The organism is Mycobacterium riyadhense (assembly GCF_963853645.1).
In the GTDB taxonomy this organism is placed as follows: Bacteria; Actinomycetota; Actinomycetes; order Mycobacteriales; family Mycobacteriaceae; genus Mycobacterium; species Mycobacterium riyadhense.
The window spans coordinates 4,985,188-4,999,537 of the sequence record NZ_OY970456.1 but is presented as its reverse complement, the minus strand read 5'-3'; the positions used below and the strand labels follow the sequence as shown (position 1 = coordinate 4,999,537).

The following is a 14,350-nucleotide window of genomic DNA, read 5'->3' as shown; positions in this document are numbered from 1 at the left end:
GTCCGTTTTCGCGACAGCGCGCCGGGTGTCTGCCGAGAGGTCACTGAAATGTCCTTCGTGATTACAGCACCGCCGACGCTGCTGTCGATGGCTTCGGATCTGGACGATATTGCGTCCATGATCGCCGAGGCCGATGCGATGGCGGCGGCCCGGACCACGGCATTGATGCCCGCCGCCGGCGACGAGGTGTCGGCGGCCATCGCGTCGCTGTTCTCGAGCTACGGGCAGGGCTATCAGTCGCTCAGCGCACAGGCGGCGACCTTCCACGAGCAATTCGTACAGGCGCTGAATAGCGCGGGAAATTTGTATGCGGCCGCCGAGGCAGCTAACGCCAACGTGCTGGGTCTGATCAACGCGCCCACCAACTTGTTGCTGGGTCGCCCGCTGATCGGCGACGGCGCCAACGGCGCGCCGGGCACCGGCCAAAACGGCGGGGCCGGCGGGATTTTGTGGGGCAACGGCGGCAACGGCGGGTCAGGCGCCGCCGGGCAGCCGGGAGGCCGGGGCGGTGACGCGGGGCTGTTGGGCAACGGGGGCAACGGCGGTGCCGGTGGGGCCGGCGCGGTCGGCGCCGCGGGCATGGCGGGCCTTTCCGGGGCCAACGGCGGCAACGGCGGCATCGGCGGCATCGGCGGGGCCGGCGGCAACGGCGGCAACGGCGGGATCTTGTACGGCAACGGTGGTGCTGGCGGCCAGGGTGGCGCCGGCGGCCTCGGGGGCTCCGGTGGGATGGGTGGCGTCGGTGTCGCCGGCACCAATCCCACCGGGGGTATTGGTGGTCTCGGGGGCGGCGGCGGCCTCGGGGGTGCGGGCGGGGCGGGTGGCCAAGGCTCGGCCTTGTTCGGCACTGTGGGGATCAACGGGAACGGTGGTGCTGGCGGTACCGGCGGTCAGGGCGGCCAAGGCGGTGTTGGCGCAGCGGACACCGGCTCCGGCGCCGGTGACGGCGGCGCGGGCGGCACCGGCGGGGCCGCCGGTCTAGGCGGCAGCGCCGGCAGCGGCGGCACCGGCGGGGTCGACGGCGCCGCGGGCGGCGGCGGGGCCGGCGGCCAAGGCGGCACCGGCGGCCAAGGCGCTCAGGGCGTTGTGGGCGTCAGCGGTGTCGACGGCGGCCAAGGCGGCCAAGGCACCCAAGGCGGTGCCGGCGGAGCTGGCGGCACCGGCGGGGCCGGTGGTGCACTGGGTGTGGGCGGTCAGGGCGGCATGGGCGGGCTCGGCGGCCAGGGCGGCCAAGGCGGTGCCGGCAGCGACAACAGCGGCAACGTCGGGGTGGCCGGCGGTGCTGGCGGCGCTGGCGGGGTTGGCGGCACCGGCGGGGCGGCCGGGGCCGGCGGTACCGGCGCTATCCAAGGGGCGACCGGCACTGCCGGCTCCGGCGGGCAAGGTGGCGTGGGTGGCACCGGCGGGGCAGGCGGCCCAGGTGAGGCCGGGGCGGCCGGCGGCGGAAACGGTGAGCAGGGCGCGGCCGGCGGTGCGGGTGGCGACGGCGGGGCCGGCGGCGCTGCCGGTGTCGGGATCGGCGGCAGCCAGGGTGCGGGAGGGCAGGGCGGCGCCGGTGGCGTCGGCGGCCAGGGCGGCCAGGGCGGCGCCGGCATCGACAACAGCGGCAACGCCGGCGTGGCGGGTGGTGGAGGCGGCGACGGCGGGCCCGGGGGCACCGGCGGCGACGCCGGCGGCGGCGGTGCGGGCTCCATCCAAGGGGTGGCGGGCAGCGCCGGATCCGGCGGGGCTGGCGGCACTGGCGGCGCCGGCGGCAGCGGCGGCTTGGGCGTCATCGCCGGCGCCGGCGGTAGCGGCGGCAGCGGTGGCGCCGGTGGCACGGGCGGTGCAGCCGCTGGCGGCGGCACCAACGGCGATGGCGGGCAAGGCGGTACCGGCGGCGCCGGCGGCGGCGGCGGTACCGGCGCCGCCGGCACCGCCACTAGCGTCGGACACGCTGGTGGCGACGGCGGACAAGGCGGCAGTGGCGGCACCGGTGGGCAGGCCGGTAATGGCTCCGGGACCGCGGGCACCGCGGGTTCCGGCGGCGCCGGGGGTGCGGGCGGCATCGGCGGCAACGGTGGCAACGGCAGTAAGGGCGGGGCCGCCGGCGACGGCGGCGACGGCGGCGGCGGTGGCAACGGCGGCGTGGCCACCGCCAACGGCAACGGCGGCGACGGCGGCGACGGCGGCAACGCCGGCGCCGGCGGTACGGGCGGCATCGGCGGCGACGGCGGCGTGAACACCGTCAGCGGCAGCGGCGGCAACGGCGGCGACGGCGGCGCCGGCGGCCAGGGCACTAACGGCGGGGCGGGCATCAACAGCGCCGGCGGCCTCGGTGGCAGCGGCGGCGACGGCGGTAACGGCGGTGCCGGTGGCAGCCCCGGCCTGGGCTCCAGCAGAGAAGCCTCCGCTGCTGCCGGCGTCTTCTTCGGCAGCGGCGGCGCCGGGGGCGACGGCGGCGATGGCGGCGCCGGAGGCGCCGGCGACAACGGCCTGGCCGGCGGCAACCCCGGCTTCGCCGGAGGTAACGGCGGTGCCGGCGGTCAAGGCGGTCAAGGCGGCGCGGCTAGCCCACCCAACCTCGACGAGGACTGGCACGGGTTGTTCGGCTCCAACGGCGACGGCGGTGCGGGCGGCAATGGCGGCGCTGGCGGCGGCGGCGGCGACGGCGGCACCGGCATCGGCAGCGCCGGGGGCGATGGCGGCGCCGGAGGCGCCGGCGGGGCGGCTGGGGCGGGCGGCGCGCCCGGTAGTGGCTACTACCAGCAGCCCGCGCCGAAAGGGCTGCCGATCGGGACCGGCGGTGCGGGCGGGGCCGGCGGCGTCGCAGGCGCTGGTGGCGACGGCGGGCAGGGCGACACCGGCTTCGCCGGCGGTACCGGGGGCCAAGGCGGCCTAGGCGGTGACGGCGGCCCCGGCGGTGATGCCAGCGGCAACTTCAACGCCCAAGCCAACAACGGCGGCGACGGCGGCGCGGGCGGCGTTGGCGGCAACGGCGGCACCGGCGGTACTGGCGGGGCCGGTGCCGACGGCGGTCGCGGAGGCGACGCGGGCCAAGGCGGCGACGGCGCGAACGCCGGACACGGCGGCACTGCCACCTTCGCCAATGGTTCCGGCTCTTACGGCGGCGAGGGCGGCACCGGTGGTGTCGGCGCAAACGCCGGTGAGGGTGGTGCTGGCGGCGCCGCCGGCTTTGGCGGCACTGGGGGCGCCGGCGGCAACGGCGCCGACGGCGGCAATGGCGGCAACGGTGGCAACGGTGGCAGCGGTGGCATAAACGGCACGTTCGGGACCAACGGCGCCGGCGGCACCGGCGGGCTCGGCACTCTGCTCGGCGGCCACAACGGCAGCACCGGCCTCAACGGCGCCACGGGCGGCACGGCGGCGGGCAGCACCACTTTGACAAACGCCACCATTCCGCTGCAGATCGTGAATACCACCGAGCCGGTGGTATTCATCTCCATCAACGGCGGACAGATGGTGCCGGTGCTGCTTGACACCGGGTCCACCGGTCTCGTTCTGGACAACACGTTCCTGACGCAGAACCTCGGCCCTGTCATCGGGTCGGGTACCGCCGGTTACGCCGGCGGGCTGACTTACAACTACAACACGTACTCGACGACGTTGAGTTTCGGGAATGGCCTCGTCACTTTACCGACCGGCGTTAACGTCGTCACGTCGTCGTCGCCGGGAACTCTCAGTGAATTTTTGTCGAGATCCGGTGCGGTTGGCGTCTTGGGTATCGGACCCAATAACGGATTCCCCGGCACCAGCTCCATAATCACGGCGTTGCCAGGGCTGCTCAACAATGGTGTGCTGATCAACGAATCCGCGGGCGTGGTGCAGTTTGGTCCCAATACATTGCCAGGCGGTATCACGGTTTCCGGAGCCCCGATCGCCAACGTCGCCGTACAGATCAATGGCGGGGCTCTACAGACCGCTCCCGTGATGTTCGACTCGGGCGGTATCAATGGAACCATCCCGTCATCCCTTGCAGGCCTGCCTTCGGGGGGATTCGTGCCGGCCGGAACGACAATTTCGGTCTACACCAGCGACGGCCAGACGCTGCTGTACTCGTACACGACGACCGGGTCAAACAGCCCATTTGTTACCTCGGGCGGCGTGATGAATACCGGGTACATCCCGTTCGCGCAGCAACCTGTGTACATCAGCTACAGCCCCACCGCCATCGGGACGACAACCTTTAACTGACGGTCACCCCGCAGCCCGCAATTGGGCTGGGCCGTGTCCAACGGGTATCCTCGATGCGATTGTCGCCGTGCCCACGTGCGCGCGGAAGCTCCTACACAAGAGGAAGACTCGACTATGGCCGTACCAAAGCGCAGGATGTCGCGCGCGAACACCCGAAGCCGGCGCTCGCAGTGGAAGGCCACCAAGACCGAGCTCGTCGGGGTGACCGTTGCAGGCCACAAGCACAAAGTGCCCCGCAGGCTGCTCAAAGCCGCCCGCCTGGGCCTCATTGATCTCGACAAGCGCTAACGGTACCGCTCGTCACAGCGGCTTCACCAGTCTCTCGGGAGCGGGCACGCTTTGTGTCATCTCATAGCGACTGCCGCAGTCGCTATGGGGTGGGTAGGCAGGGCATCCCTCCCGCCGGGGGCCAATGTGACGAATGTGATTCGAGTTTGCGGGGCAAGCCCACGACAGCGGCGCGCCTCTCAGGCCTGTCTCAGGCGCTCGTACGAAACTAGTTTGCGTGCGAATACTTGTCGTGGACGACGATCGCGCGGTGCGGGAGTCGCTGCGCAGGTCACTGTCCTTCAATGGCTACTCGGTCGAGCTCGCCCACGATGGCGTCGAGGCCCTCGACATGATTGCCAGCGATCGACCTGACGCGTTGGTTCTGGATGTCATGATGCCGCGGCTGGACGGCTTGGAGGTGTGCCGTCAGCTTCGCAGCACCGGCGATGACCTGCCCATTCTGGTACTGACCGCTCGTGATTCGGTGTCCGAGCGGGTCGCCGGCCTAGATGCTGGCGCCGACGACTATCTGCCGAAGCCGTTCGCCCTCGAAGAGCTGTTGGCCCGGATGCGGGCGTTGCTGCGTCGCACCAAACCCGAAGATGACGCCGCCGAGTCCGTGGCCATGCGATTCTCCGACCTGACCCTGGACCCGGTGACCCGCGAAGTGACTCGCGGCCAGCGCCGGATCAGCCTCACCCGCACCGAGTTCGCCTTACTGGAGATGCTGATCGCCAATCCGCGCCGGGTGTTGACCCGCAGCCGCATCCTCGAAGAGGTGTGGGGGTTTGACTTTCCCACCTCTGGTAACGCGCTGGAAGTTTACGTCGGGTATTTGCGCCGCAAGACCGAGGCCGATGGCGAGCCGCGGCTGATCCACACCGTGCGCGGAGTGGGTTACGTGCTACGCGAAACGCCGCCCTGATGATTCGGTTGCGTCGGCGCGTCCGTTCTAGGCGTGCGCCGCTGAGAACTACCAGCTCGTTGTCCCTGCGGTGGCGGGTGATGCTGCTGGCGATGTCCATGGTCGCGATGGCGGTCGTCCTGATGGCATTCGCGGTTTACGCGGTGGTCTCGGCCGCCCTCTACAGCGACATCGACAACCAGCTGCAGAGCCGAGCGCAGTTGCTGATCGCCAGTGGTTCGCTGGCCGCCGACCCGGGAAAGGCCATCGAGGGCACGGCCTATTCGGACGTCAATGCGATGCTGGTGAACCCGGGCCGGTCGATTTACACGGCCAACCAGCCCGGTCAGACCCTGCCCGTCGGATCGCCGGAGAAAGCGGTCATCCGCGGCGAGTTGTTCATGTCACGGCGCACCGCAGCCGATCAACGGGTCCTTGCCATCCACCTTCCCAACGGCAGTTCCCTCTTGATCTCCAAGAGTTTGAGGCCCACCGAGGCGGTCATGACCAAACTGCGCGCGGTGTTGCTCATCGTCGGTGGGGTCGGCGTCGCGGTCGCGGCGGTGGCGGGAGGAATGGTCACCCGCGCCGGGCTGCGTCCGGTGGGTCGCCTCACCGAAGCGGCCGAGCGGGTGGCGCGCACCGACGACCTGCGGCCCATCCCGGTCTTCGGCAGCGACGAATTGGCGAGGCTCACCGAGGCGTTCAACCTGATGTTGCGGGCGCTGGCCGAGTCTCGGGAACGGCAGTCACGGCTAGTGACCGACGCCGGACACGAGTTGCGAACCCCGCTGACGTCGTTGCGCACCAATGTCGAACTGCTGATTGCCTCGATGGCGCCTGGAGCGCCTCGGCTACCGGAGCAGGAGATGGTCGATCTGCGTGCTGACGTGCTGGCGCAGATCGAGGAATTGTCCACGCTGGTCGGCGATTTGGTGGACCTCACCCGCGGCGATGCCGGTGAAGTGGTGCATGAGCCGGTGGACATGGCCGACGTGGTCGACCGCAGCCTGGAGCGGGTCAGGCGGCGGCGCAACGACATCCACTTCGACGTCGAGGTAATTCCCTGGCAGGTCTACGGCGATGCCGCCGGGCTGTCGCGGGCGGCGCTGAACCTTATGGACAACGCGGCGAAATGGAGCCCACCGGGCGGTCACGTCGGTGTTCGGCTGACACAGCTCGATCCGTCACACGCCGAGCTGGTGGTCTCGGATCAAGGGCCGGGCATCCCACCGCAAGAGCGGCGTCTGGTGTTCGAACGGTTCTACCGATCGACGTCGGCGCGGGCGATGCCGGGCTCGGGGTTAGGGCTGGCCATCGTCAAACAGGTGGTGCTCAATCACGGCGGATCGCTGCGCGTCGAGGACACCAACCCCGGTGGTCAGCCCCCGGGCACCTCGATTTACGTGCTGTTACCTGGTCGGCCGATGCCGACCGCGCCCTACTCGGCGTCGCTGGCGGAGGCTAAGACGGACCCAGTGATCAAGACGACGAACTCTCGGGCTTCGGCGAACGTTATCTCAGAGGATTCTCAGTCCGCGCGCGCAAGGTAGGTGTGCAGTTACTGTTGAAACCAAGCCCATGCAGCAGTGCATGGCCGAGCTTCACCTAAGCCCGAGCAGAGGAAGAGCGACTTAGCGACATGACGAATCACCCGAGGTATTCGCCACCGCCGCAGCAGCCGGGATACCGCGCGCCTAATCAGCCTGTTCCCCCCGCTTATGCCCAGGGGCCCGCGTATAACCAGCAGTTCGATTGGCGCTATCAGCAGTCCCCGCCGTCCCAGACGGCCCAGTTCCGGCAGCCCTACGAGACGCTCGGCGGGACCGGGGCGGGTTCGATACCCGGGGGCACGGGACCAGGACCGATCCCCGGTGGTACTGGACCGGGGCCGATACCGGGTGGCACCGGGCCGGGTCCGATCCCCGGGATGCTGCCGCCAATGGGGCCGCCTCCTCAGGCGATCCCCCAAAGACGGCCTCGCGCAGGCATGTTGGCCGTTGGTGCGCTCGTGATCGCGGTGGTGTCCGCCGGTATCGGCGGCGCGGCGGCCTCGGTTGTCGAGCTCAACCGGTCACCCGGCGGTGGCAACGGCGGGACGGTGGCATCGGGGGCGGCGCCCAGCGTCCCGGCGGCCAACATGCCGCCGGGATCGGTCGAGCAGGTAGCGGCCAAGGTGGTGCCCAGTGTCGTCATGCTGGAGACCGATCTGGGCCGGCAGTCGGAGGAGGGTTCCGGCATCATCCTGTCGGCCGACGGCCTGATCATGACCAACAACCACGTCGTCGCCGCCGCGGCCAAACCCCCCGCGGGCCCGCCGCCGAAAACGACGGTGACATTCTCCGACGGGCGTACCGCATCGTTCACGGTGGTCGGGGCCGATCCCACCAGTGATATCGCAGTGGTCCGGGTTCAGGGCGTTTCCAACCTGAATCCGATCGCGATGGGCTCGTCGTCGGATCTACGGGTCGGTCAACCGGTGGTGGCCATCGGCTCACCGCTTGGACTGGCGGGCACGGTGACTACCGGGATCGTCAGCGCGCTCAACCGGCCGGTGTCCACGACGGGTGAGGTGGGCAACCAAAACACGGTGCTGGACGCGATTCAGACCGACGCCGCGATCAACCCCGGTAACTCCGGCGGCGCGTTGGTCAACATGAGCGGCCAGCTTGTCGGCGTCAACTCGGCGATTGCCACTCTGGGCGCCGATTCCGGTGATGCGCAGAGCGGTTCGATCGGCCTCGGCTTTGCTATTCCGATCAACCAGGCCAAGCGCATTGCCGACGAATTGATCAGCACCGGCAAAGCGTCGCACGCCTCGCTGGGCGTGCAGGTGACCACCGATAAGGGGGTACCGGGCGCCAAGGTTGTCGAGGTGGTGGCAAACGGTGCGGCCGCCGGCGCCGGAATACCCAAGGGCGTCGTCGTCACCAAGGTCGATGACCGTCCGATCAACAGCGCCGACGGCTTGGTCGCCGCGGTGCGCTCCAAGGCGCCCGGCGACAAGGTATCGCTGACCTTTCAGGATCCCGCGGGCGGCAGTCGTACCGTGCAGGTCACGCTTGGCAAGGCGGAACAGTGATGAAGGTCGATCCGCAGTTGTCAGACCTCGGATATACGGTTGCTCCCATGGAACAGGGTGCGGAGTTGGTAGTCGGGCGGGCACTAGTCGTCGTCGTCGACGATCGCACCGCGCACGGTGATGAGGACCACAGCGGGCCGCTTGTCACCGAGTTGCTGACGGAAGCGGGGTTCGTCGTCGATGGTGTGGTGGCGGTCGAGGCGGACGAGGTCGAGATTCGAAACGCGCTGAACACTGCGGTGATTGGCGGGGTGGACCTGGTGGTGTCGGTCGGCGGGACCGGTGTGACGCCTCGCGATGTCACGCCGGAAGCTACCCGCGACATCCTGGACCGCGAAATTCTCGGCATCGCTGAGGCCATCCGCGCCTCGGGACTTTCCGCGGGCATCACCGACGCGGGACTGTCGCGTGGCCTGGCCGGTGTCTCCGGCAGCACGTTGGTGGTCAACCTCGCCGGTTCCCGTTATGCCGTGCGTGACGGCATGGCGACGCTTAATCCGCTAGCCGCTCATATCATCGGGCAATTGTCCAGCCTGGAGATCTGAGTTCGCTGCGGTCAGGTATCTGCGCGAGGCCCGTGCTCGGGCGGAGGTGCCACGGTCGCGCTTCCGTGCTTGCCGGATGAGCTTCCGTTGGTTTGCTCGAGCAGATCGCGAATTTCTGTGAGCAGTACGACTTGGGCGTCGTCCGCCTGCTCGACCTCACCCTTCTTGCGCAGCGTGTTGTAGGGCAGCACGACAAAGAAGTACACGACGGCGGCGATGAGGATGAAGTTGATCGTCGCCGACAACAAGATATTCAAGTCGATGGTCTGGCCTCCGCCGATGCCGATTTTGAGGATCCCGACGTCGGACTGCTGTTTAACGCCTATCCGGTTGATCAGGGGCGTGATGATGCTGTCAGTGAACTTGGTGACCAGCGCCGTGAATGCCGTACCGATGACCACCGCAACGGCAAGATCGACGATATTTCCCCGCGACAGAAACTCTTTGAATCCTTTGAGCATGGGACTTCCTTTCTGCAGTGGGCGGCTGCTAACCCCCGGATTGAAACCCCAAGAAAAACCTAACGCATTCGGTGTGAGTTGCCACGATGGTGAGCGCGCTGCGCCTGCCGACCGCGGATGCGCCGGGTAGCTGGTGACGGATCGCGATTCACGCTCGTCGATAGCGGAACCGGATCGAGACGAGCGCCCGGTTTGGCGCCGCGCTGCTGCCCACCGGGGAGGTGGGCACCGGGCACCGTATCGATGTCGACCGTCTTGACATCGTCACGTCACGTAACCATGGCGAGATCCGGCTCAAACGCACCTGTGAGCTCGCGATTCAACAGTCGCGTCAAAAACGTCCATCACCCGTGAACGATAGGGCTACAATGCTGCCGGGTATCCGGCAAAAGGACTTGATGAACGCGCAACCAATCATTCAGCTCAGGAACGTAAGCCGAGTTTTTCAAGAGGGCGAAGGCCAACGACGTGTCTTAGACGACGTCAATGTTGATTTTGAAACAGGCCAGTTTGTGGTGCTATTGGGTCATAGCGGCAGCGGCAAAAGCACCCTGCTCAACCTCATCAGTGGCATCGAACAGGCCACCGCGGGTGACGTCATAATTGACAGCTTCAACATCACCAAAATGCGTGAGCGGGACCGAACGCGTTTCCGGCGCGACCAGATCGGCTTCGTCTTCCAATTCTTTAACCTTATCCCCACGCTTACGGTGCTCGAAAACATTACATTGCCCCAGGAGCTAGCCGGGGTGCCCCAACGAAAAGCGGCGAATGTTGCTCGCGACCTTTTGGAAAAGGTGGACCTGGGCGGACGTGAAAGCAGTCTTCCCGATAAGCTTTCGGGTGGAGAACAACAACGGGTGGCTATTTGTCGGGCGTTGGCGCACAATCCCGTGCTGGTCCTCGCGGATGAACCCACGGGTAACCTCGACAACAAGACCGGGGATAGGGTATTGGCACTTCTGCTCGATCTCACTCGTCAAGCAGGTAAGACATTAATCATGGCCACACATAATCCGGCGGTCGTTCATCATGCCGATCGAGTTCTCTATTTGCATGGCGGTAAATTGGTGCCCGACTTGGCGCAAGAAACTGAAATCAATGACCGGATCAGCTCGGGTCAGATCATGTGATTGATATGAAAAACCGAACGGTATTTGGATATTTACCGCTGTGGCGCACAGCTTGGCGCCGCGTGCGGCAACGGCCGTTTCAATATATTCTGTTGGTTCTCGGTATCGCCCTGGGTGTGGCCATGATCGTGGCCATCGACCTGTCCAACGGCTCAGCCCAACGCGCTCTTGACATCTCTGCCGAGGCAATCACGGGAAAGGCCACTCATCGCTTGGCTGGTGGTCGGGGCGGCAGCCTCGACCAACAGGTCTACCTGGATATTCGGAAACAGGGATTTGATTTGTCCGCTCCCGTGATCGAAGGGCATGTGTTGGCTCCCAAAATGGGAAATCGCGTGATGCGTCTGATGGGGATCGACCCTTTTGCTGAGCCGCCCTTTCGCCCCGATTTATGGAGGCAGCAAGATCTTGAGGCGGCAAGTAATTTCCTCATCCGTCCGAATGGGGTCATTCTAAGCCGAGACGTGGCGACAGAGTATCATCTAGCGCTGGGAGACAACTTCGCCCTACAAGTGCAAGGTGCGCCCACCACCGTCACCTTAGTGGGCCTCATCACGCCAGCAGATGCAATTACCGGACAACGGTTACGAGACTTAATCCTTGCGGATATTGCCACCGCTCAAGAGCTATTTCACATGCCGGGCAAGCTTAGTCATATCGATCTGATTATCAACGATCAGGCCATTGCCATGCAGATCAAACAAAGATTGCCGAGTGGTGTGCGTCTAGAGGCGGCAGCTGCTCAAAACAACACCATGAAACAGATGATGACGGGCTTTACCGTCAATCTGACCGCGATGAGTTTAATCGCTTTGCTCGTCGGCACGTTTCTGATCTACAACACCGTAACGTTCAATGTTGTGCAGCGCCGTAGGTTGTTTGGCATTCTCCGCTGTATAGGCGTCACTCGTGGGCAGTTGTTTTGGCTGATAATGACGGAAACCCTGGTCGCGGCACTGGTCGGCAGCGGATTGGGCCTCTTGTTCGGAGTTTGGCTCGGCGAAGGTCTAATTGGCCTGGTGACTCAATCCATCAACGATCTCTACTTTGTTGTCAATGTGCGTGAGGTGGCGTTGTCGGCTGAAAGTTTGTTGAAAGGGTTGGCCATCGGCATCTTTGCTGCGCTATTGGCCGCGCTGCCACCGGCCGTAGAAGCGATGCGCAGCGCCCCAGCCAGTACCTTGCGCCGCTCCGCCCTGGAAGGCAAAGTGACCACCCTGGTGCCGTGGTTGTGGGCTGCGGGTCTCGGTATGGGCGGCTTTGGTGTTGTGATGTTGTGGTGGCCGGGCAAGAACGTGGTCCTCGGGTTCATCGGTCTATGTGCCGTTCTGATTGCGTTTGCGCTGATTACTGCGCCGGTTGCCCGGTTGGTGATGTTGCGCCTGGCTCCTGGGCTGGGTCGCTTGTGCGGTCCACTGGGGTGGATGGCCCCACGAGATATCGTGCGCTCACTGAGCCGAACCTCGGTCGCTATTGCCGCTTTGATGACGGCCGTTTCGGTGATTGTCGGCGTCTCGCTCATGGTGGGTTCGTTTCGGCAAACGTTCGCCACCTGGCTCGGGCTGACTTTGCAAACGGATATCTACGTGTCTGCGCCTTCCCTAACGTCCACTCGCCCCAGTGGTAATTTGCCGGCGGATGCCGTACGGATTTTGAATGAATGGCCGGGCGTACGTGAGGCAATTTCGAGTCGTTATGCGACCGTCTTCGCCCCCGCCTGGGGGCAAGAGGTGGACTTGACGGCGGTCTCGGGCGATATATCTGACGGCAAGCGGCCGTATCGCTGGATTGGCGGCGATCAGCGCACGCTGTGGAAACGTTTCTTGGCCGGCGAAGGAGTAATGTTATCGGAACCATTGGTAGCACGCCAAAATTTGACGACTCCGCCAGGGCCGATAACGCTGATGACGGAGTCGGGACCACGAATTTTTCCTGTTTTGGCGATTTATTCCGATTACACCTCAGATCACGGGGTAGTGCTGATGGATCAGGCCACGTATCGGTCCCATTGGCAGGACCGCGATGCGACGACCGTGGCCCTCCTTCTGAAGCCGGGTGTGAGTGTCGATGGATTGCTGGACCAATTGCATGCAAGGTTCGCAGGCCGAAAAGATATTGTGATTCAATCCAGCCGTAGTCTTCGCGATGCGGCACTGGCTACATTTGATCGCAGCTTCGCCGTCACCGGTGCGTTGCGACTGGTGGCCACAACAATCGCCATTATTGGGGTGTTAGGCGCCTTGATGAGTTTGGCACTGGAGCGGGTGCATGAATTGGGCGTTTTTCGTGCGCTCGGCATGTCTCGCCGTCAATTGTGGAGATTGGTTTGCCTCGAAGCCGGGTTAATGGGCGGTATGGCTGGTTCGATGGCATTGCCTGCGGGTTTTGTATTGGCGTGGATTCTTATCCACATCATTAACGTTCGTTCATTTGGTTGGACCTTGGAGATGAAGTTTGAATTTGGGTACTTCGGCCAGGCCTTCTTGGTGGCAGTCGTCGCGGCACTGGCGGCAGGTGTCTATCCCGCTTGGCGTTCGGCACGGTTGAGCATCGCCTCGGCTATTCGGGAAGAGTAACAAGATATGAAAAGGCTGGGCTGCGTTCTTGTTGCGCTCCTTGTTTTGGTGGCGGCAGGGTGGTGGTGGCAACGGCCGGAGCAGCCGGCTGCGGCAGCTGGATCCTTACTTGGCATGTTGGCCGATGAAAATACGGCGGGATATGCCTTGGCGACCGAACCGGGTGTCATACGCTTTCCCCGCGACCTCGGGCCGCACGACGATTACCAAGGTGAATGGTGGTATTACACCGGCAACCTGGCGACCGCTGATGGACGGCTATTTGGTTACCAGCTCACGTTTTTCCGCCGGGCGTTGGCGCCCCCCGGGGAGGCGGCGGCCGTGGCCGATGCATCCTCGTGGCGTACCGATCAAATCTATTCAGCGCATTTTGCGGTGAGTGACATTGCTAACAGCGCCTTTCATCCTGCTGAAAAATTCAGCCGGGAAGCGCTAGGGCTTGCCGGTGCCAGAGCACAGCCCTACGCTGTGTGGTTGGAAGATTGGTATGTCCGTGAAGCGGAGAATAATTCAATCCACATTGTTGCGAAAACGGACGACGCTAGCGTTGATCTGAGGCTGCGCCCGACCCTCGCTCCTATTTTGCACGGAAATCAGGGTTTAAGTGCCAAAGGCGAGCAACCCGGAAACGCCACGTACTACTATTCCGTCGTGCGGCAAGAGACACAGGGAACGGTGACGGTTGATGGCCAGAACTTCACCGTCAGTGGCCTGAGTTGGAACGATCATGAGTACGGTAGCAGCGCTTTGGATCCCGACGATGTCGGGTGGGATTGGTTCTCGCTGCAATTTGACAACGGTTCAGCCTTGATGATGTTTCAGATTCGCGAATCCAATGGCCGTGTGAAGCCAACATCAAGTGGTTCTTTTATCGCCAGCGATGGCACTGTGACCCATCTGGCGTTACCCGATTGGCGCTTGACAACGAAGGATCGCTGGACGAGTCAGCAAAGTGGCGCCAAGTACCCTGTCCGGTGGGAAATCGAGATCAATCGGATCGGCTTAACACTTTCCGGGTCTGCCTTGATGCCCAATCAGGAGTCGCCGCTATCAACTACCTATTGGGAGGGGGCCGTGGCGTTTGACGGACATTATCGGAATACACCCATTAAGGGTCGGGGCTATGTTGAAATGACGGGCTATTCGCGGCCCTCGCATTGACGGTTGGACAACAGGACATATCCC

9 protein-coding genes and 1 pseudogene are annotated in these 14,350 nt (G+C 64.9%); 9 read left to right on the top strand and 1 reads right to left on the bottom strand.

Translation table 11 applies throughout. The features are described 5' to 3' along the window. The first annotated feature begins 48 nt into the window (after positions 1-48). The 6 genes from AADZ78_RS21940 to AADZ78_RS21915 all read left to right on the top strand — a co-directional run bounded on the left by AADZ78_RS21940 (position 49) and on the right by AADZ78_RS21915 (position 8,995). Positions 49-4,194: a PecA family PE domain-processing aspartic protease gene (locus tag AADZ78_RS21940; protein WP_204806542.1), complete on the top strand. Its 4,146-nt coding sequence runs from the start codon at positions 49-51 to the stop codon at positions 4,192-4,194. Between the two features lie 114 nt (positions 4,195-4,308). Continuing rightward, entirely contained in the window at positions 4,309-4,482 is a 174-nt protein-coding gene (gene rpmF / locus AADZ78_RS21935) for a 50S ribosomal protein L32 (protein WP_085253253.1), read from the top strand. A gap of 217 nt (positions 4,483-4,699) precedes the next feature. Next, complete coding sequence (gene mprA, locus AADZ78_RS21930) at positions 4,700-5,389, top strand: two-component system response regulator MprA (RefSeq protein ID WP_085253252.1); 690 nt, start codon at positions 4,700-4,702, stop codon at positions 5,387-5,389. Then, the gene (locus AADZ78_RS21925) at positions 5,389-6,921 is read left to right on the top strand and encodes a HAMP domain-containing sensor histidine kinase (RefSeq protein WP_085253251.1); all 1,533 of its coding nucleotides are present in this window, start codon (positions 5,389-5,391) and stop codon (positions 6,919-6,921) included. Before mprA ends, AADZ78_RS21925 begins: the two co-directional genes overlap by 1 nt. Before the next feature lie 89 nt (positions 6,922-7,010). After that, positions 7,011-8,450 (top strand): S1C family serine protease, encoded by a 1,440-nt coding sequence (locus AADZ78_RS21920; protein WP_085253250.1) that lies wholly within the window; start codon positions 7,011-7,013, stop codon positions 8,448-8,450. Continuing rightward, positions 8,450-8,995, top strand: a complete 546-nt coding sequence (locus tag AADZ78_RS21915; RefSeq protein WP_085253249.1) for a MogA/MoaB family molybdenum cofactor biosynthesis protein — start codon at positions 8,450-8,452, stop codon at positions 8,993-8,995. The genes AADZ78_RS21920 and AADZ78_RS21915 overlap by 1 nt, the downstream gene beginning before the upstream one ends. Before the next feature lie 11 nt (positions 8,996-9,006). Here AADZ78_RS21915 and mscL read toward each other — a convergent pair whose 3' ends face one another. Continuing rightward, the gene (mscL, locus tag AADZ78_RS21910; RefSeq protein WP_085253248.1) at positions 9,007-9,456 is read right to left on the bottom strand and encodes a large-conductance mechanosensitive channel protein MscL; all 450 of its coding nucleotides are present in this window, start codon (positions 9,454-9,456) and stop codon (positions 9,007-9,009) included. Between the two features lie 368 nt (positions 9,457-9,824). On the opposite strand from mscL, the pseudogene AADZ78_RS21905 reads away from it, so the two are divergent. The 3 genes and pseudogenes from AADZ78_RS21905 to AADZ78_RS21895 form a co-directional block, all read left to right on the top strand. Beyond that, a pseudogene (locus AADZ78_RS21905) lies at positions 9,825-10,391 on the top strand (ABC transporter ATP-binding protein); the annotation flags it as partial. Between the two features lie 203 nt (positions 10,392-10,594). Further along, positions 10,595-13,165 (top strand): FtsX-like permease family protein, encoded by a 2,571-nt coding sequence (locus AADZ78_RS21900; protein ID WP_085253247.1) that lies wholly within the window; start codon positions 10,595-10,597, stop codon positions 13,163-13,165. Between the two features lie 6 nt (positions 13,166-13,171). Then, positions 13,172-14,326, top strand: a complete 1,155-nt coding sequence (locus AADZ78_RS21895) for a lipocalin-like domain-containing protein (protein ID WP_085253246.1) — start codon at positions 13,172-13,174, stop codon at positions 14,324-14,326. Positions 14,327-14,350 lie beyond the last annotated feature (24 nt).

Excerpts from the sequence above, each read along its gene's own strand:
- AADZ78_RS21940 (WP_204806542.1), top strand. The coding sequence starts at position 49 with ATGTCCTTCGTGATTACAGCACCGCCGACGCTGCTGTCGATGGCTTCG.
- rpmF (WP_085253253.1), top strand. The coding sequence starts at position 4,309 with ATGGCCGTACCAAAGCGCAGGATGTCGCGCGCGAACACCCGAAGCCGG.
- AADZ78_RS21925 (WP_085253251.1), top strand. The coding sequence starts at position 5,389 with ATGATTCGGTTGCGTCGGCGCGTCCGTTCTAGGCGTGCGCCGCTGAGA.
- AADZ78_RS21920 (WP_085253250.1), top strand. The coding sequence starts at position 7,011 with ATGACGAATCACCCGAGGTATTCGCCACCGCCGCAGCAGCCGGGATAC.
- AADZ78_RS21915 (WP_085253249.1), top strand. The coding sequence starts at position 8,450 with ATGAAGGTCGATCCGCAGTTGTCAGACCTCGGATATACGGTTGCTCCC.
- mscL (WP_085253248.1), bottom strand. The coding sequence starts at position 9,456 with ATGCTCAAAGGATTCAAAGAGTTTCTGTCGCGGGGAAATATCGTCGAT.
- AADZ78_RS21900 (WP_085253247.1), top strand. The coding sequence starts at position 10,595 with ATGAAAAACCGAACGGTATTTGGATATTTACCGCTGTGGCGCACAGCT.
- AADZ78_RS21895 (WP_085253246.1), top strand. The coding sequence starts at position 13,172 with ATGAAAAGGCTGGGCTGCGTTCTTGTTGCGCTCCTTGTTTTGGTGGCG.